Genomic DNA, 15867 nt, shown 5'->3' with positions numbered 1-15867 from the left:
GCAGTCATGCTCTGCGGTGATGCTGCGCTGCGCTCAGCGCGCCATCAGAACAGGAACCGGCGCGTTTTCCAGAAGCTCGCGGGTGGCACCGCCGAGAATCGCTTCGCGAAAGCGCGAATGGCCATAGGCGCCCATCACCAGAAGATCGGCCTGACGGTCGCGCAGATGGCGGATCAGCACCTCCGAGACGCGGGGCAGGGTGCGGGCGAGCACCGAAATCTCGGCCCGCACGCCGTGACGCGCCAGCCACTGCGCCAGAGCGCCGCCGGGGTCCGAGCGTTCGGGGCCGTAGTCCTCGGGATCAATGATCGCGATATCCACGGCTTCAGCACGGATCAGCAGCGGAAGTGCGGCGCGGATCGCGGCCAGCGCCTCGGGCGAGCGGTTCCAGGCCACGACGATCCGGCCCGGATTGGCCGGGATGGCCTGGCCTTCGGGCAGCACCAGCACGGGCACATCGGCGTCAAAAAGCGCGGCCTCCAGCACGGCGACATCGACGGGATTGCGACCCGCGCCATAGGGGCGGCTGAGCACCACCAGATCGCTGAAGCGCGCGCGCTGCGAGACAACCGTGCTCAGCGTGGCCTGCTGGCTCAGCGCGGTATCGACGCTCCAGCGGATATCTTCGCGGCTCAGGCGGGCTTTCAGGCGCTTTTCCTCAAGGCGGGCGGCTTCGAGCGCGCGGTCGGGGGCGTCCTGCAGCACCGCGATATTGGTGTCGCCGTAAAAGAAGCCCCAGGGCGTGTCGTCGATCCCGATGCAGAGCGCCTCAAGATGGGCGTTTTCGCTGCGCGCCAGCCCGATGGCAGCTTCGAACGCGCTCAGATCGGGTTCGGGTCGGGCCGCATGGGCGGTGATGACCGTCAGCAGAGTTTTACAGGGCATGATCCTGACCTTTCACAAAGACATCCCGGCGCTCAGACCCGGGATCAGGTGTCACATTGCACACCACCACGCTTTCACGCTTTGACAAAGATCAAAGCTGATCAGAGTTTCCCGCGTTTCTGTGGTGCCTTAGCGCCGGTGAAAAGCGGGAGCTTGACCTGGATCAAGGCAGACCCCGGCATTTCTGCGCCAGGGAGTTCAGGTCGGATAACGTCTGTCGCGACGGCTGTGTCGCGCCGGATCAGACAAAGGGACGCATAATGTGGGATTACGTTAAACTGGTCGCGTTCGGCGTGATCGCGGTGCTCGCCGCGATTGCTGCCAATTATGCGCGCGACGAGGCTTATCTGGTCAACGCGCTCACCGTCATGATTGCAGCCGCAGTGGTCTTTATCTGGCTCCTGCGCAACATGGGTGAGGCGAAAGAGCCGGTAAATGAAAATGAATATCTGGACGGCGTTGTCCGTGCAGGTGTGATCGCGACCGCCCTCTGGGGCGTCGTGGGTTTTGCCGTTGGTGTTCTGGTGGCCGCGCAGCTGGCCTTCCCGAGCCTCAACTTCGACTGGGCGCATGGCTATCTGCACTTCGGCCGTCTGCGCCCGATCCATACCTCGGCGGTGATCTTTGCCTTCTGCGGCAATGCGCTGATCGCTTCGGGCTTTTACGTGGTGCAACGCACCTGTGCGACGCGCCTCTGGGGCGGCAACACCGCCTGGTGGGTGTTCTGGGGCTGGCAGCTCATCATCGTGATGGCGGCGACCTCTTACATCTTCGGCGGCTCGCAGGGCAAAGAATATGCCGAGATGCCCTGGCACATTGACCTGCTGATCGTTGTGGTCTGGCTGGGTCTGCTGGCGGTTTACGCCGGCACCGTGATGCAGCGTAAAGAGCCCCACATCTATGTGGCGAACTGGTTCTACCTCGCCTTCATCATCACCATCGCGATGCTGCATGTTGTGAACAACGCGGCCCTGCCGGTCTCGATCTTCGGCTCGACCTCGGTGCAGGCCTATGCCGGTGTTCAGGATGCGATGATCCAGTGGTGGTATGGCCACAATGCTGTGGGCTTCCTGCTGACCGCAGGCTTCCTTGGCATGATGTATTACTTCGTGCCGAAACAGGCGGAGCGTCCGGTTTACTCGTATAAACTGTCGATCATCCACTTCTGGGCGCTGATCTTCCTTTATATCTGGGCCGGTCCGCACCACCTGCATTACACCGCGCTGCCCGAATGGGCGACGACGCTGGGGATGATCTTCTCAATCATGCTCTGGATGCCGAGCTGGGGTGGCATGATCAATGGTCTGATGACGCTCTCGGGCGCATGGGACAAGCTGCGCACCGATCCGGTGCTGCGCATGATGGTGATCGCGATCGGTTTCTACGGCATGTCGACCTTTGAAGGTCCGGTGATGTCGATCAAAACCGTGAACTCGCTGTCGCATTACACCGACTGGACCATTGGTCACGTCCACTCCGGCGCGCTTGGCTGGAACGGCATGATCACCTTTGGTGCGCTTTACTTCCTGGTGCCGCGTCTGTGGAACCGTGAGGGGCTTTACTCGGTCCGTCTGGTCTCCTGGCACTTCTGGCTCGCCACTCTGGGCATCGTGCTTTACGCCGCCTCGATGTGGGTTGCCGGGATCATGGAAGGTCTGATGTGGCGCGAAGTGGATGCCAATGGCTTCCTCGTGAACGCATTCGCTGACACCGTGTCGCCGAAACATCCGATGTATGTTGTCCGTGCCCTGGGTGGCCTGATGTTCCTCTCCGGTGGTGTCATCATGTGCTACAACCTGTGGATGACGGTCCGCGCACAACCTGCGAAGGCTCCGGTCAACGCAAACAACTTCCTGCCTGCGGAATGATCGGAGCGCAAACTCATGGGCATTCTTGATAAACACAAAAAGATCGAAACTCACGCCACCCTGCTGATGGTGCTGAGCTTCATCGTGGTCACCATCGGCGGTCTGGTTCAGATCGTGCCGCTGTTTTACATCGAAAACACCATCGAGAAGGTGGAAGGGGTTCGCCCCTACACCCCGCTCGAACTGACCGGCAAGCGGATCTATGAGCGGGAAGGCTGCTATGCCTGCCACAGCCAGATGATCCGCCCGATGCGCGATGAGGTTGAGCGTTACGGCCACTACTCGCTGGCGGCTGAGACGATGTATGACCGTCCGTTCCAATGGGGCTCCAAGCGCACCGGCCCGGATCTGGCCCGCGTGGGTGGCCGCTATTCGGATGAATGGCACCAGGACCACTTCCGCAACCCGCCGGCCGTGGTGCCTGAATCGATCATGCCGAAATACGGCTTCCTGTTTAACCGTGAAATCGACGGCAAATATGTCGCCGACTTCCTCTCGACCAGCGCGATCTTTGGTGTGCCTTACACCACCGCGATGATCGAGAACGCGACCGCCGACTTCCGCGCTCAGGTTGATCCTGAGGGGGATGCCGAAGGTCTGGAAGAGCGTTACGGCAAGGCCGCCTTCGGCACGCCGGTCAATGTGCGCAACTTCGACGGTCAGGCCAAACTGACCGAAGCCGATGCGCTGATCGCTTACATGCAGGTTCTGGGGACGATGGTTGATTTCTCGACCTTCCAGCCAGACCTGTCCCGCTGACGGAGGATGTGATGGAAACCTACGCGTTTCTGCGCAACTTCGCAGACAGCTGGCACCTGCTGTTCATGACGCTGTTCTTCGTCGGTGTCTTTGTCTGGGTCCTGCGCCCGGGCAGCCGCAGCGTGCATGACGAGGCCGCGCAGTCGATCTTCCGCAATGATGACACCCCGGGCAGCCTGCATGTCCGGCCCGCAAAGGAGGCGTGACAGATGAGCGCCCATCACGACAAAGAGCACAAGCCCGGCGAAGTGCCGACCACGGGTCACTCCTGGGATGGTATCGAGGAACTCGACAACCCGATGCCGCGCTGGTGGCTCTGGACCTGGTATGCCTCGATTTTCTGGGCGGTGCTGTATTCGATCGCCTATCCGGCATGGCCGCTGATCAACGGGGCAACCCAGGGGATCCTTGGCTACAACCGTGTGGAAGAGCTGCAGTCGAATATCGACAAATTCACCACGCTGAACGCGCCGATGCGTGAAAAGCTGGTGAAGGCCGAGCTGACGGAAATCGGCACCGATCCGGAGTTGCAGTCCTTTGCCAAGCAATCGGGTGCCGCGGTCTATAAGACCTGGTGCGCGCAGTGCCACGGCTCGGGGGCTGGCGGCAATGTCGGCGGCTATCCGAACCTGCTCGATGACGACTGGCTCTGGGGCGGTTCGATGGAGGATATCCACCTGACCGTCACCCACGGCATCCGCAACACCCAGAGCGAAGAAGCCCGCTTCTCGATGATGCCGGCCTTTGGCGACATGCTGGAGAAAGAAGACATCACCAGCGTCGTGCAATATGTCCGCCAGATCTCGGGGCAGGAGCATGATGCTGCGCTTGCCACCGCTGGTGAGACGGTCTTTGCCGACAACTGCTCGGGCTGCCATGCCGAAGACGGCAGCGGTGACCGCAGCCAGGGTGCGCCGGATCTGACGGATGCGATCTGGCTTTACGGCGGCGATGTTGCCTCGCTGACCCATACCGTCACCTACGCCCGCGCAGGCGTGATGCCGGCCTGGAATGAGCGCCTGACGGAAGCCGACATCCGTTCGGTCGCAGTCTACGTCCACAGCCTCGGCGGCGGCGAATAAACACAGTCAAAGCGTCCCTTGACGAAAGGCCCGGCACTGAGAAGTGCCGGGCCCTTTTTGTTCCCGCAAAGTGGCGGTTGCCCCTTGTGGCCTGGGGCGCGTTTTGGCAGAATGTCAGAAATATTCCCCCCGACAGGAAGCGGCCCGCCTCGGGCACAAGGAGCCCGTGCGATGACCGAATTCGAGGACCTGCTGTTGAAGGCGGGTCTGAACGTATCTGATGCGGCCCGTATTCTTGATTACTCAGAGGGTCATATCTACCGTTTCAAAAGTGGCAAAGAGCATCCGCGCGAAGGCGTGCTGGAGCTTTTGCGCATGAAGGTGGCCGCGCGCACCCCGGCGGAAGATGCCGGCGCGGCTTTCACGTTTATTGACCTTTTTGCCGGGATCGGCGGGTTGCGCCGCGCGATGGAATCTGCGGGCGGGCGCTGCGTCTTTACCTCTGAGTGGGACAAATACGCCCAGCAGACCTATCTGGCGAATTACCCCGATAACCGCCCCGTGGCGGGCGACATCCGGCAGGTTGAGGCGCAGGATATTCCGCCCCATGACGTGCTGGTCGCGGGCTTTCCCTGTCAGCCGTTTTCCATCGCGGGGGTGTCGAAGAAGAACGCGCTTGGCCGTGCGCATGGCTTTGAGGATGAAACGCAGGGTACGCTGTTTTTTGATGTGCTGCGCATCCTGAAGCACCACCGCCCGGCGGCCTTCATGCTGGAGAACGTGAAAAACCTCACCAGCCACGACAAGGGCCGCACCTTTGAGGTGATCCGGCGCAAGCTGACCGAGGACCTGGGCTATACGTTGCACTTCCGCATCCTTGATGCCGGTCACTTCGTGCCGCAGCACCGGGAGCGGATCGTGCTGGTGGGCTTTCGCGATAAGGTGAAATTCACCTGGGACGACCTGTGTCTTCCGGCCTATGGCGGGCGGCGGATGAATGCGGTGCTGCATCCTCAGAACGGCACTGAGGCACCGGAAGGTCATTTCACCCTTGGCCCCGATGCCGAGGTGAGCCCGAAATACACCCTGACCGACAAGCTCTGGGCCTATCTGCAAAGCTATGCTGCCAAGCATAAGGCCAAGGGCAATGGCTTTGGCTTTGGTCTGGTCAATGCGCAGTCGATCGCCCGCACGCTCTCGGCGCGGTATTATAAGGACGGCTCAGAGATTCTGGTGGACCGTGGCCCGGGGCAGAACCCGCGCCGCCTGACGCCCAGGGAATGTGCGCGGCTGATGGGCTATGGCGACAGCTTCCGGATTCCGGTCTCGGATACCCAGGCCTATAAGCAGTTCGGCAATTCGGTGGCCGTTCCGGTCTTTGCCGAAGTGGCCCGGATCATGCGCCCGCATATCCTGGAGATCATGGCAAAGCCCGCATCCAAGCGGCGGAAGCGTGGCTGACGTTCACGACGCCCCCACCAGATCGCGCAATATGGCGGCGATCCGGGGGGCGGATACCGGCCCGGAACTGCTGATCCGCCGCGCGCTTCATGCGCGCGGCTTTCGCTATCGGCTGCATGTGAAAACCCTGCCCGGAAAGCCCGATCTGGTCTTTCCGGCCCGCCGCGCGGTGGTGTTGATCAATGGCTGTTTCTGGCATGGCCATGACTGCCCGCTGTTCAAATGGCCAAAGTCGCGCGAAGACTTCTGGCGGGCCAAGATCGGCGGCAATATGGCCCGGGATGCGGCCCAGGCCGCGGCTTTGCGGGCCGGGGGCTGGCGCATCGCCCGGGTCTGGGACTGCGCTTTGCGCGGGCGCAGCCGCCCGCCCTTTGAGACGGTTATTGAGCGCTTAAGCCTTTGGCTGTGCAGCGAGATGCCTGAGACAGATCTGACGGGCAGGGGGGCGGAATGATCACGCGGGGCTCGCTTTCAAAATATTTCATTGGTGCGGCGGCCAAGGGGCTGAAGGCGGTTGAGGTGGATCCCACCGCCTCAAAGCAGCATGAATTTCAAAGCGTTGACGTCTTTCGCACCTATCTCGGCACACCCTCTGACAAGGTGGTGATCCCGGTCACCTATCTGTGGATGGACGACGAAGATGAGGCCCCCTTGCGCATTGAGGCCACCGGGACCTGGTATAACACCCGCAAGCGCACCCCGCATCGCCCGCCTGAATACCGCCTGTATTACCCCCATGCCGCCAATCCGGTGGTCTATCGCGCGCGCCCTGGCGATACGCTCTTTTTGTGCATGACCACTTCGGGGCGGCTGCTGGCGATCCTGTGCCCGAGCGGCAGTTCGACCGAACAGAAACTGCTCTGGCTCTTTGGGCTGGAGCTGAGCCTCGATTTTGCGCTGGTGCAGCGCGATCTGACGGAAGGCGCGCGGGGCATCGATTTTGCCGCGAGCTTTATTCTCGAAGAGCTGGGCATTGAGCCGGAGATCCCCGAGACCGAGGCCTTCGCGCGGCTGGTGAAGAAATTCGGCCTGACCTTCCCGCGCACCGATGAATTTTCGGCCTTTGCGCGGGCCTGTGTGACCCAGGCCGATCCGGTGGGGGACCCCGATGGCACGCTGCTGGCCTGGATGGACCTTGATGAGGCGCTCTTTCGCAGGCTTGAGCGCGAGGTGGTGGCCGAGCGGCTGAAAGAGGGCTTCCTCATCGGTGACGAGGCCGATGTGAACGGCTTTCTGCGCTTTTCTCTGTCCGTGCAGAACCGCCGGAAATCCCGCGCGGGCTTTGCCTTTGCGCATCATATTGAGGAAATCCTCAAGGCCAATGGCATCCGCCACCGCCGTGAGGCCACGACCGAGAAACGCGCCGCCGCCGACTTCCTGTTTCCGGGAGAGGCCGAATATTCAGACCCGCTTTATCCGGCGGAGAACCTGCGCATGCTGGCGGTGAAAACCACCTGCAAAGACCGCTGGCGGCAGGTTCTGGCCGAGGCGGACCGCATCACCGACAAGCATCTTCTGACGCTGGAGCCCGCGATTTCGCGCGCCCAGACCGCCGAGATGCAGGCGCATAACCTGCATCTCGTGCTGCCAAAGGCGCTGCATGCCACCTTCCACCCCGAGCAGAGGCCCTGGCTGATGAGTTTTGCTCAGTTCATCGCCTCGGTGAAGGCCGAGGCTCAGCCGACGCGTCTGCCCTGAACCCAGACCCCGCGCAGCCCGCCGTGGCGCCCGATCCGGCGCACCCGCAGCAGATCGGCGCGTGTGCCGATCTCAAGGCGGCCGCGGTCGTGCAGGCCCGTGGCCTCTGCGGGCGCGCGGGTCACGGTGGCAATGCCACGCGCCATATCGCCCCAGAGATCGCCCAGATGCAGCGCCGCCGACAAAAGCGACGAGGGCACATAATCCGACGACAGGATGTCCAGAAGATCGAGCCCCGCCAGCTCCTCTGCTGAGACATTTCCTGAGTGAGAGCCGCCGCGGATCACATTGGGCGCGCCCATCATCACCTGAACCCCCTCTGCGCGGCAGGCCTTTGCGGCCTCAACCGTGGTGGGGAATTCGGCAAAGCTGACGCCATGGGCCTTTGAGACCGCCACCTGCTCTGCGGTGGTGTCATCATGGCTGGCCAGCGCCGCGCCATAGCGGCTGGCTTCGCTGACGGCGATTTTCTCATGCAGATCGCCAAAGCGCGCGCGCATCGCCTGCTGGTTTGCGACATGGGCCTGGAAATCCGCTTCAGACAGGCCGCGCTTGCCCATGACGTAATCGCGCAGCTTGGCAATATCGCGGAACTGCCGCTGGCCGGGGGTGTGATCCATCAGGCTGACAATGCCGATGCGGTCCTCAGGGCCGAATTTCGCCATTTCTTCAACCAGGGTTTCCGAGCAGACCTCGGCGCGCAGATGCAGGAAATGGCTGACCCGCAGAGCACCCTCGCGGCGCAGATCGAGGATCCCGGTTGCCACGGCACGGGCATATTCTGAATAGCCGGTCTTATTGTCGGTGATGACCGATCCCACCCGCAGCGCATCAAAGACCGTGGTGATCCCCACCCCCGCAAGCTCTGCATCATGGGCAAGGATCGCGGCCTGATGCGGCCAGTCCACCTTGGGGCGGGGCTGCAGATGGCGCTCAAGATTGTCGGTATGCAGCTCAATCAGACCAGGCATCAGCAGATCGCCCTCACAGTCTTCGGCGCCTGCGGGCACATGGCTGCCCTGTTCGATCGCCGCGATGCGACCGTCCTTAAGATGCAGCGCGCCGCGCAGGACTTCGCCGGGCAGAACGAGGGTGGCATTTGCAAGAAGTGTCATTATCAGTCTTTCTGTCGGACGGTCAGGCGCAGAGACGGAACGGAAAATGGGAAGCGGGCAGGCAATGGGTGGAATGAAACGATATGCGGTCTATTACGCGCCGCCGCCCGGGGCCTTTGCAAGCCGCGCCGCCCGCTGGCTGGGGCGCGACGTTGAGGCAGGCCGCGCGCTGCCGCATCCGGAGGCCGGATTTGATGTGGCCGCGCTGACGGGTGAGCCGCGCCGCTACGGCTTTCACGCCACGCTGAAGCCGCCCTTCCGTCTGGCCGGGGGCCAGGAGGTGGCGGGGCTGCATCAGGCGCTGCAGGATCTCGCGGCAGAGCTTGCGCCGGTGACCCTTGCGGGGCTGAGCCTCGCGCAGATCGGCCGCTTTCTGGCGCTGATCCCCGAAGGGGACACCGCCGCGCTGGAGGGGGTCGCGGGCGAAATCGTGACCCGGCTTGAGCCCTTCCGCGCGGCCCTGACAGCGGCTGAGACCGCACGCCGCCGCCCTGAGACCCTGAGCCCGCGGCAAAGGGAATTGCTGGGGCAGTATGGCTATCCCTATGTGCTGGAAGAGTTTCGCTTTCATATGACGCTGACCGACGGCACCCCCCGGGCGGCTGAGGCGGTGCCCTTCCTGCGCGAGTGGTTCGCCCCGGTGCTGCCGCGCCCCTTTGAGATCGCTGAGATCTGCCTTTTCGCAGAGCCGCAGGAGGGGCCGTTTGAACTGCTGCACCGCTACCCCCTGACCGGCTCAAGGGCGGCGAGAAAGCGCTGAAGCCCGGTGGCGGGATCGGCGTCATTCACCACCGTGACGGCGCGGATCCCCTCGGGCAGCGCGAATGAGGCCCGCGCCACGCGGCGGGCCTGATCCTGGGCATCCTCGCGCCCGCGCCCGGCGAGCCTTGCGGCCAGCACCTCGGGCGGCGCGGTGATCCGCACCACGCGCAGCCCCGGCCAGAGCCTTGCGGCCTCCTCCAGCACCGCGCGGGAGGCGTTGAAAAGCAAAGTCCCGCCCCCCGTCAGCTCAGATTTGGGAAGGCCGTAGCGCAGCCCATGGGCGGCCCAGGTCAGGGCGAAGTCCCCGGCGCTCAGGCGGCGGTCAAACTCCGCCTCGCTGATGCCCTCAAAGTCCTCGCCTCCGGCCTTTGTGGGGCGGGTGATGACCCGGCGCACGGCGCGGATGCCGGGGGTGCCGGCGCAGGCGGCCTCCATCAGGGTGTCTTTGCCCGCGCCCGACGGCCCGACGACGGCCACAAGATCAGGCGTCATGGCGCAGCCCCGGTGTGAAGCCTGTCACATCAACCAGCCGGTCACAGACCCGCGTGCGCGCCGCTTCGTCGTGGAAAATGCCAAGGATGGCCGCGCCGCGCGCCTTTGCCTCTTCAATCAGGTTCAGCACCACCTCCCGGTTGGTGGCGTCAAGGCTGGCGGTCGGCTCATCGAGCAGCAGCACCGGATAGTCATGCACAAACCCCCGCGCGATATTCACGCGCTGCTGCTCGCCGCCCGAGAAGGTGGTGGGCGAAAGCGACCAGAGCCGCTCGGGGATATTGAGGCGCGAAAGCAACTCTGCCGCCCGCGCTTCGGCGGTCTGCCGCGGGACTCCAAGGCGCAGCAGCGGCTCGGCCACCACGCCTGAGGTTGGCACGCGGGGGATGACGCGCAGGAACTGGCTGACATAGCCCAGATGCGTGCGTCTGAGTGCCAGGATCTCACGCGCAGAGGCGCCGGTCACCGCATGGCCCGCCACCCGGATTTCCCCCGAGGCCGCCAGGTAATTGCCGTGGATCAGCCGCATCAGGGTGGATTTTCCCGCACCCGAAGGCCCGGTCAGCGCGACGCATTCCCCGCGTCCGACATGCAGATCCGCGCCCGTCATGACCGGGATCACCGCGCCGCCCTGATTGTGCAGGGTGAAGGTCTTGCTGAGGTTTTTGACAATAATCATGGCATCACACCTGCAAAACCGAAGAAACAAGCAGCTGGGTATAGGCGTGCTGCGGATCATCAAGCACCTGATCGGTCAGCCCTTCTTCAACCACCCGGCCATCTTTCATCACCATCAGCCGATCCGCCAGCAGCCGCGCCACCGCAAGATCATGGGTGACAATGATCACCGAAAGCCCCAGATCGCGCACCAGCCCGCGCAGCAGATCCAGCAGCCGCGCCTGGACCGAGACATCAAGCCCCCCCGTCGGCTCATCCATGAAGACGAGTTTGGGGCCCGTCACCAGATTGCGCGCGATCTGCAACCGCTGCTGCATCCCGCCGGAGAAAGCCGAGGGGCGGTCATCGATCCGCGCGGCATCGATCTCTACCCGCGCCAGCCAGTCGAGGGCGCTCGCGCGGATCCCGCCGTAATGCCGCGCGCCAAGCGCCATCAGCCGCTCGCCGATATTGGCACCGGCACTCACGCCCATGCGCAGCCCGTCGCGGGGGTTCTGATGCACATAGGCCCAGTCGCTGCGCATTAGCCGCCGCCGTCCGGTCTCGGGCAGCGACAGCACGTCCTGGCCCTGCCAGAGGATCGAGCCCCGGTCAGGGCGCTGCTGCCCGGCCAGCGAGGAGAGCAGCGTCGATTTCCCCGAGCCGCTTTCCCCGACGATGCCCAGCACCTCGCCGCGGTAAAGATCAAAGCTTACCCCGGCGCAGCCGGTGCGGGGCCCGTAAAGTTTTGTCAGCCCTGACACCTGCAAAAGCGGTGCGCTGTTGTCTGTGGGTGCGGCCATGCTCAGGCCTCCGTTGCGGATGGGGCCTGACGAGAGGCGCAGAAATCGGTGTCGGAGCAGCAGTAAAGCCGCGTGCCGCGGTCATCGGTGATGAGCTCATCAAGATAGCTCTCCTGCGCCCCGCAAAGCGCGCAGCTGTGATCGGCGCGGCCCGGACGGAAGGGGTGATCCTCAAAGTCCAGCGGCACCACTTCGGTATAGGGCGGCAGCGCATAGATGCGGCACTCTCGCCCGGCCCCGAAAAGCTGAATGGCGGGATTGCCGTTTAATTTCGGGTTGTCGAATTTCGGGATCGGAGAGGGGTCCATGACATAGCGCCCCCCGACCTTCACCGGATAGGCATAGGCGGTGGCAATCTCGCCATGCCGCGCGATGTCCTCATAAAGCTTCACATGCATCAGGCCGTAGTCTTCCAGCTCATGCATGCGGCGGGTCTCGGTTTCACGCGGCTCAAGGAAGCGCAGGGGTTCGGGGATCGGCACCTGATAGACCAGGATCTGCCCCTCCTGCAAAGGCTGCTCAGGGATGCGGTGGCGGGTCTGGATCACCGTGGCCTCTGCAGTGGAGGTGGTGGTCGCAACCCCGGCCGTGCGTTCGAAAAAGCGCCGGATCGAGACCGCATTGGTGGTGTCATCCGCGCCCTGATCGATCACTTTCAGCCGGTCCTGCGGCGTCAGGCAGGCGGCAGTCACCTGCACGCCGCCGGTGCCCCAGCCATAGGGCATCGGCATTTCGCGCGAGGCAAAGGGCACCTGATAGCCGGGAATGGCCAGCGCCTTCAGCAAAGCGCGGCGCAGCATGCGCTTGGTCTGCTCATCGAGGTAAGCGAAGTTATAGCCGCTCATAAAAGCCCCCTCAGGGTCAGCTCGCGGCGCAGATCTGCTGCGCCGGTAAAGGGAAGGGCGTCCATACCGGCGGCTTTCGCCCCGGCGGTATTGGCGGGGAGGTCGTCAATAAACAGGCAGTCCTGCGGCGCGACATCCGCGCGCGCACAAAAGAGCCGGAAGATCGCCGGATCGGGCTTCAAAAGCCCCTCGCGCCCCGAGATCACCAGACATTCAAAGGTACTGGCCAGATCGGGGTGCAGCCGCAGCGCCTCGGGCCAGGTCTCTTGCGACCAATTGGTGATCGCATGGATGCGGTGGCCGCGGGCCTTCAGATCCCGCAGGATCTGCCAGCTGCCGGGGACCGGAGCGGCAATGCTGCGCGCAAAGCGGGCCGGATAGCTGCGGATCAGTGCGGCATCCGTCGGCTCACTGACCGCGCGGGCGAGATCGGCGAAAGCGGTGCCCTGATCGGCGCGCAGGTTCAGCGCGTAAAACCCCGTGCGCTGCAAAAAGGCGTCAAACTCAGCCGCCTCTGGATAGGCGTCGTCAAACGCGCGGTGCAGATCCCAGGCGATCAGCACATTGCCGATGTCAAAGATGATATTCATTCCTGTGGCTCCGCCCCGGATCCGGCGGCGGCGCGCAGGCGGCGGATCAGTTCAAGCTCGGCCTGGAAATCGACGTAATGCGGCAGTTTGATGTGTTCGAGAAAGCCGGTGGCCTGCACATTGTCGCAATGGCTGAGGACGAATTCTTCGTCCTGGGCCGGAGCGCCGGTGAAATCCTCGCCCAGCTCCTGCCAGCGCAGGGCGCGGTCGACCAGCGACATCGAGATGGCCTTGCGCTCGGACTGGCCGGGGACCAGACCATAGCCGCGGGTGAACTGCGCAGGCTCGGTCTTTGAGCCTTTGAACTGGTTCACGCTTTCGCATTCGGTCAGTTCGATCTCGCCGATCTCAATGGCGAAACCCAGCTCCGGCAGATCCGCCTCCACCGCGACGGTGCCGATGCGCAGCTCTCCGACAAAGGCATGGGTGCGGCCATAGCCGCGCTGGGTGGAATAGGCGAGCGACAGAAGAAACCCCTCATCCGCGCGGGCCAGCGCCTGAAGGCGAAGCGCACGGCTGGCGGGAAGCTGCAGCGGGCTGCGCGTGAGGTCGGGGGCGGGGGTGTCGGAGGCGGGCTCTTCTTCGATCAGCCCGTCGAGGCCCAGAAGGGCGGTGACATGGGGCAGGGGATCGCTTGAGGGCTCTGCCACCGGGGCGGGGGGCGGCGGTGCCAGCCCCTCGGCGGCCAGGGCGAAATCGAGCAGGCGGTGGGTGTAATCAAAGGTCGGCCCCAGGATTTGCCCGCCCGGCAGGTCCTTGAAGGTGGCCGAGATCCGCCGCGTCACCGCCATCTGCGCGGTATCGACCGGGCGCGAAGTGCCAAAGCGCGGCAGGGTGGTGCGATAGGCGCGCAGCAGAAAGACCGCCTCCACCAGATCGCCCCGCGCCTGTTTCAGCGCGAGAGCTGCGAGGTCGGGATCATAAAGCGAGCCCTCGGCCATGACGCGGTTGACCGCGAGGCTCATCTGTTCGCGGATCTGCGCCGGGCTGAGGTCCGGGACCGCTGGATCGCCGCGGCGTTCTTCCGCAAGCCAGGCATGGGCGGCATCAATCGCGCGCTCGCCCCCTTTAACGGCCACATACATCAGAGCGCCTCCGTGCGGGTGCTGCGCGGCAGGGCTGCAAGCTGCGCCCCGGCCGTGAAAATCACATCAAAGCCCAGCGGAAAGCGGGCGTGATTGACCTGAAACGCTGCGGTCTCGGGCAGGTTCAGCAGGGCGTGATCGCGGATGCCGGGGCCGCTCAGGCGGTGGCCCTGTGCCGCAAGCGCGCTGCGCTCAACGAGAAGGGTGGCGGAGCGGTCGGGATAGGCGGGCTCGCCGGCGCGAAAGCGGCTGACGGGCTGCAGATCCTGCCAGTCGCCAAGCGCAAAGGCGGCTGCTTCGGGCGCAGCAAAGGGCGCGCCGCAGTGAAAGGCGATCCAGGCCCGGACCTCCGCGCAGTCATAGCGCCCGGCCAGAAACAGCGGCGTTTCATGATCGCAGAGCGTCAGCAGCACCACGCCTGCCGCCACCGACAAAGGCGCAGGTGGCGCAGCACCCGTCACATCAAAGATGCGTCCCGGCCGTGCCATGGCTTCCAGAACGGCGCGAAAGCCTGTGGCCGCTTCTGTGGCGGGATCGATGAAGCCCCCGGTCAGACGTGTCATGCGTCTTCTCCGCGCATCAGTGTGAAAAACTCAACCCGGGTGGCAGCGGCCTTTGCGGCGCGGGCGGCCTGTCGCGCCTCTGCCTCAGCCCGCAGGGGGGTGAGAACCTCTGCCTCAAGGGTCGGGGCGGCGGCGGTCTGCATCAGCGCATCAAGGGCCGCCGTGCGCAGCGCGTGGTCGCGGTCGCGGCCCTGCACCAGGGCGTGCCCCACGCTTCCGCAGTCCAGTTGCAGCGAGGCGCGGGTCACCGTCATCTCGCCCAGCGAAAAGGGCGCGCCGGTGCCGCCCGTGCGGCCCTGCACCATGACAGAGCCGATCTCAGGGGCGCGCAGCACCAGATGCGGCGGCAGCTCAGGAAACAGCGCCGCAAGCCGCGCCGGAGGGGATTTGGCAAGCAGTGAGAGCCAGCTTTGCCGTGCAGTGGCGGGCATGAAAACCTCAACATCTTCGGAAGATGTCTATATAGACAACTAGACAAATGTTAGGATCCGCGTCACAAACCGGCAAGTGAAACTTTTGTGGCAGTGAGACATTATGGGTCGGAAAGTCTTGTGGCGCGCCATTGCGGGCACCCTTTCAGAAGAGATCGCGGCCGGGCAGTATCACCCCGGCGACCGCCTGCCGACCGAGGCGGATCTGGCCGCGCGTTTCGGGGTGAACCGCCATACCGTGCGGCAGGCGCTGGCGGATCTGGTCCAAAGGGGCATCGTGCGCACAAGGCGTGGGGCGGGGACCTTTGTGGCGTCAAAACCCACGGATTATCCGCTGAGCCGCCGCACCCGCTTTCATCAGAATGTGCTGGCGTCCGGGCGCAGCCCCTCGCGCCGCTTTACCCGCTCTGAGACCCGCGCCGCCGATCCGCGCGAAGCTGAGGCCCTGGCGCTGGAGCCGGGCGCTCTGGTGCATGTGGTGGAGGGGATCTCGCTGATCGATGGCCAGCCGGTGGCGGTGTTTCGCTCGGTCTTTCCCGCCGGGCCGCTGCCGGGGCTTTGCGAAGAGATCGCTGCGCGGCAGTCGGTGACGCTTGCGCTCGCGGCCTGCGGGGTGGCGGATTACACCCGCAGTGCGACGCGGATCACGGCGCGGATCGCGCGCGGCACGCTGGCCCTGGCGCTGGAGCTGGCCGAAGGCGCCCCGCTGCTGCGCTCAGATGCGGTGAATGTGGATGGTGCGGGGCAGCCGGTCGAATATGGCCGGACCTGGTTTGCCGGAGACCGCATCACCCTGACGCTGGCCCCCGACAGCTGACGGCCGCCCCGGGG

19 protein-coding genes are annotated in these 15867 nt (G+C 64.3%); 9 read left to right on the top strand and 10 right to left on the bottom strand.

Annotated features, from left to right (window positions below; genetic code table 11):
* Positions 1–33: 33 nt before the first annotated feature.
* Positions 34–885: a universal stress protein gene (locus EG244_RS05605; protein WP_124964030.1), complete on the bottom strand. Its 852-nt coding sequence runs from the start codon at positions 883–885 to the stop codon at positions 34–36.
* 260 nt (positions 886–1145) lie between these two features.
* Here EG244_RS05605 and ccoN point away from each other — a divergent pair, with 260 nt between their 5' ends.
* The 7 genes from ccoN to EG244_RS05570 all read left to right on the top strand — a co-directional run bounded on the left by ccoN (position 1146) and on the right by EG244_RS05570 (position 7693).
* Complete coding sequence (ccoN, locus tag EG244_RS05600) at positions 1146–2753, top strand: cytochrome-c oxidase, cbb3-type subunit I (RefSeq protein WP_124964029.1); 1608 nt, start codon at positions 1146–1148, stop codon at positions 2751–2753.
* A gap of 15 nt (positions 2754–2768) precedes the next feature.
* Positions 2769–3512, top strand: coding sequence for a cytochrome-c oxidase, cbb3-type subunit II (gene ccoO / locus EG244_RS05595; RefSeq protein ID WP_124964028.1), 744 nt, complete (start codon positions 2769–2771; stop codon positions 3510–3512).
* Positions 3513–3523: 11 nt separating this feature from the next.
* Positions 3524–3718: a cbb3-type cytochrome c oxidase subunit 3 gene (locus tag EG244_RS05590; RefSeq protein WP_124964027.1), complete on the top strand. Its 195-nt coding sequence runs from the start codon at positions 3524–3526 to the stop codon at positions 3716–3718.
* A 3-nt stretch (positions 3719–3721) separates the two neighbouring features.
* Positions 3722–4594, top strand: a complete 873-nt coding sequence (ccoP, locus tag EG244_RS05585) for a cytochrome-c oxidase, cbb3-type subunit III (protein WP_124964026.1) — start codon at positions 3722–3724, stop codon at positions 4592–4594.
* A gap of 171 nt (positions 4595–4765) precedes the next feature.
* The gene (dcm, locus tag EG244_RS05580; protein WP_124964025.1) at positions 4766–5995 is read left to right on the top strand and encodes a DNA (cytosine-5-)-methyltransferase; all 1230 of its coding nucleotides are present in this window, start codon (positions 4766–4768) and stop codon (positions 5993–5995) included.
* Positions 5988–6449, top strand: coding sequence for a very short patch repair endonuclease (locus tag EG244_RS05575; RefSeq protein WP_124964024.1), 462 nt, complete (start codon positions 5988–5990; stop codon positions 6447–6449). Before dcm ends, EG244_RS05575 begins: the two co-directional genes overlap by 8 nt.
* On the top strand, positions 6446–7693 hold the full coding sequence (locus EG244_RS05570; RefSeq protein ID WP_124964023.1) for a type II restriction endonuclease: 1248 nt from the start codon (positions 6446–6448) through the stop codon (positions 7691–7693). The genes EG244_RS05575 and EG244_RS05570 overlap by 4 nt, the downstream gene beginning before the upstream one ends.
* On the opposite strand, the gene EG244_RS05565 is transcribed toward EG244_RS05570, so the two are convergent.
* Positions 7672–8808 (bottom strand): alpha-D-ribose 1-methylphosphonate 5-triphosphate diphosphatase, encoded by a 1137-nt coding sequence (locus tag EG244_RS05565; protein ID WP_124964022.1) that lies wholly within the window; start codon positions 8806–8808, stop codon positions 7672–7674. The two genes, EG244_RS05570 and EG244_RS05565, sit on opposite strands and share 22 nt — an antisense overlap.
* Positions 8809–8872: 64 nt before the next feature.
* On the opposite strand from EG244_RS05565, the gene EG244_RS05560 reads away from it, so the two are divergent.
* Positions 8873–9568: a DUF1045 domain-containing protein gene (locus tag EG244_RS05560; RefSeq protein ID WP_124964021.1), complete on the top strand. Its 696-nt coding sequence runs from the start codon at positions 8873–8875 to the stop codon at positions 9566–9568.
* On the opposite strand, the gene phnN is transcribed toward EG244_RS05560, so the two are convergent.
* The 8 genes from phnN to phnG are packed head-to-tail and all read right to left on the bottom strand — an operon-like array spanning position 9529 to position 15036.
* Positions 9529–10062: a phosphonate metabolism protein/1,5-bisphosphokinase (PRPP-forming) PhnN gene (phnN, locus tag EG244_RS05555; RefSeq protein WP_124964020.1), complete on the bottom strand. Its 534-nt coding sequence runs from the start codon at positions 10060–10062 to the stop codon at positions 9529–9531. The two genes, EG244_RS05560 and phnN, sit on opposite strands and share 40 nt — an antisense overlap.
* A complete protein-coding gene (gene phnL, locus EG244_RS05550; RefSeq protein ID WP_124964019.1) occupies positions 10052–10741 on the bottom strand; it encodes a phosphonate C-P lyase system protein PhnL in 690 nt (229 codons plus the stop codon). The genes phnN and phnL overlap by 11 nt, the downstream gene beginning before the upstream one ends.
* A 4-nt stretch (positions 10742–10745) precedes the next feature.
* Positions 10746–11522, bottom strand: coding sequence for a phosphonate C-P lyase system protein PhnK (gene phnK, locus EG244_RS05545; RefSeq protein ID WP_124964018.1), 777 nt, complete (start codon positions 11520–11522; stop codon positions 10746–10748).
* Positions 11523–11524: 2 nt separating this feature from the next.
* Positions 11525–12367, bottom strand: a complete 843-nt coding sequence (locus EG244_RS05540; protein WP_124964017.1) for an alpha-D-ribose 1-methylphosphonate 5-phosphate C-P-lyase PhnJ — start codon at positions 12365–12367, stop codon at positions 11525–11527.
* The gene (locus tag EG244_RS05535) at positions 12364–12957 is read right to left on the bottom strand and encodes an HAD family hydrolase (RefSeq protein ID WP_124964016.1); all 594 of its coding nucleotides are present in this window, start codon (positions 12955–12957) and stop codon (positions 12364–12366) included. The genes EG244_RS05540 and EG244_RS05535 overlap by 4 nt, the downstream gene beginning before the upstream one ends.
* A complete protein-coding gene (locus EG244_RS05530; protein ID WP_124964015.1) occupies positions 12954–14042 on the bottom strand; it encodes a carbon-phosphorus lyase complex subunit PhnI in 1089 nt (362 codons plus the stop codon). Before EG244_RS05530 ends, EG244_RS05535 begins: the two co-directional genes overlap by 4 nt.
* Positions 14042–14605: a phosphonate C-P lyase system protein PhnH gene (gene phnH / locus EG244_RS05525; protein WP_124964014.1), complete on the bottom strand. Its 564-nt coding sequence runs from the start codon at positions 14603–14605 to the stop codon at positions 14042–14044. The genes EG244_RS05530 and phnH overlap by 1 nt, the downstream gene beginning before the upstream one ends.
* Complete coding sequence (gene phnG, locus EG244_RS05520) at positions 14602–15036, bottom strand: phosphonate C-P lyase system protein PhnG (protein WP_124964013.1); 435 nt, start codon at positions 15034–15036, stop codon at positions 14602–14604. Before phnG ends, phnH begins: the two co-directional genes overlap by 4 nt.
* 103 nt (positions 15037–15139) lie before the next feature.
* On the opposite strand from phnG, the gene phnF reads away from it, so the two are divergent.
* The gene (gene phnF, locus EG244_RS05515) at positions 15140–15853 is read left to right on the top strand and encodes a phosphonate metabolism transcriptional regulator PhnF (RefSeq protein ID WP_124964012.1); all 714 of its coding nucleotides are present in this window, start codon (positions 15140–15142) and stop codon (positions 15851–15853) included.
* Positions 15854–15867: the final 14 nt, after the last annotated feature.

Source organism: Falsigemmobacter faecalis, assembly GCF_003863335.1.
In the GTDB taxonomy this organism is placed as follows: domain Bacteria; phylum Pseudomonadota; class Alphaproteobacteria; order Rhodobacterales; family Rhodobacteraceae; genus Wagnerdoeblera; species Wagnerdoeblera faecalis.
The sequence above is the reverse complement of the archived record's forward strand: the minus strand, read 5'-3'. Positions and strand labels throughout refer to the sequence as shown.

Excerpts from the sequence above, each read along its gene's own strand:
- EG244_RS05605 (WP_124964030.1), bottom strand. The coding sequence starts at position 885 with ATGCCCTGTAAAACTCTGCTGACGGTCATCACCGCCCATGCGGCCCGA.
- ccoN (WP_124964029.1), top strand. The coding sequence starts at position 1,146 with ATGTGGGATTACGTTAAACTGGTCGCGTTCGGCGTGATCGCGGTGCTC.
- ccoO (WP_124964028.1), top strand. The coding sequence starts at position 2,769 with ATGGGCATTCTTGATAAACACAAAAAGATCGAAACTCACGCCACCCTG.
- EG244_RS05590 (WP_124964027.1), top strand. The coding sequence starts at position 3,524 with ATGGAAACCTACGCGTTTCTGCGCAACTTCGCAGACAGCTGGCACCTG.
- ccoP (WP_124964026.1), top strand. The coding sequence starts at position 3,722 with ATGAGCGCCCATCACGACAAAGAGCACAAGCCCGGCGAAGTGCCGACC.
- dcm (WP_124964025.1), top strand. The coding sequence starts at position 4,766 with ATGACCGAATTCGAGGACCTGCTGTTGAAGGCGGGTCTGAACGTATCT.
- EG244_RS05570 (WP_124964023.1), top strand. The coding sequence starts at position 6,446 with ATGATCACGCGGGGCTCGCTTTCAAAATATTTCATTGGTGCGGCGGCC.
- EG244_RS05565 (WP_124964022.1), bottom strand. The coding sequence starts at position 8,808 with ATGACACTTCTTGCAAATGCCACCCTCGTTCTGCCCGGCGAAGTCCTG.
- EG244_RS05560 (WP_124964021.1), top strand. The coding sequence starts at position 8,873 with ATGGGTGGAATGAAACGATATGCGGTCTATTACGCGCCGCCGCCCGGG.
- phnN (WP_124964020.1), bottom strand. The coding sequence starts at position 10,062 with ATGACGCCTGATCTTGTGGCCGTCGTCGGGCCGTCGGGCGCGGGCAAA.
- phnL (WP_124964019.1), bottom strand. The coding sequence starts at position 10,741 with ATGATTATTGTCAAAAACCTCAGCAAGACCTTCACCCTGCACAATCAG.
- phnK (WP_124964018.1), bottom strand. The coding sequence starts at position 11,522 with ATGGCCGCACCCACAGACAACAGCGCACCGCTTTTGCAGGTGTCAGGG.
- EG244_RS05540 (WP_124964017.1), bottom strand. The coding sequence starts at position 12,367 with ATGAGCGGCTATAACTTCGCTTACCTCGATGAGCAGACCAAGCGCATG.
- EG244_RS05535 (WP_124964016.1), bottom strand. The coding sequence starts at position 12,957 with ATGAATATCATCTTTGACATCGGCAATGTGCTGATCGCCTGGGATCTG.
- EG244_RS05530 (WP_124964015.1), bottom strand. The coding sequence starts at position 14,042 with ATGTATGTGGCCGTTAAAGGGGGCGAGCGCGCGATTGATGCCGCCCAT.
- phnH (WP_124964014.1), bottom strand. The coding sequence starts at position 14,605 with ATGACACGTCTGACCGGGGGCTTCATCGATCCCGCCACAGAAGCGGCC.
- phnG (WP_124964013.1), bottom strand. The coding sequence starts at position 15,036 with ATGCCCGCCACTGCACGGCAAAGCTGGCTCTCACTGCTTGCCAAATCC.
- phnF (WP_124964012.1), top strand. The coding sequence starts at position 15,140 with ATGGGTCGGAAAGTCTTGTGGCGCGCCATTGCGGGCACCCTTTCAGAA.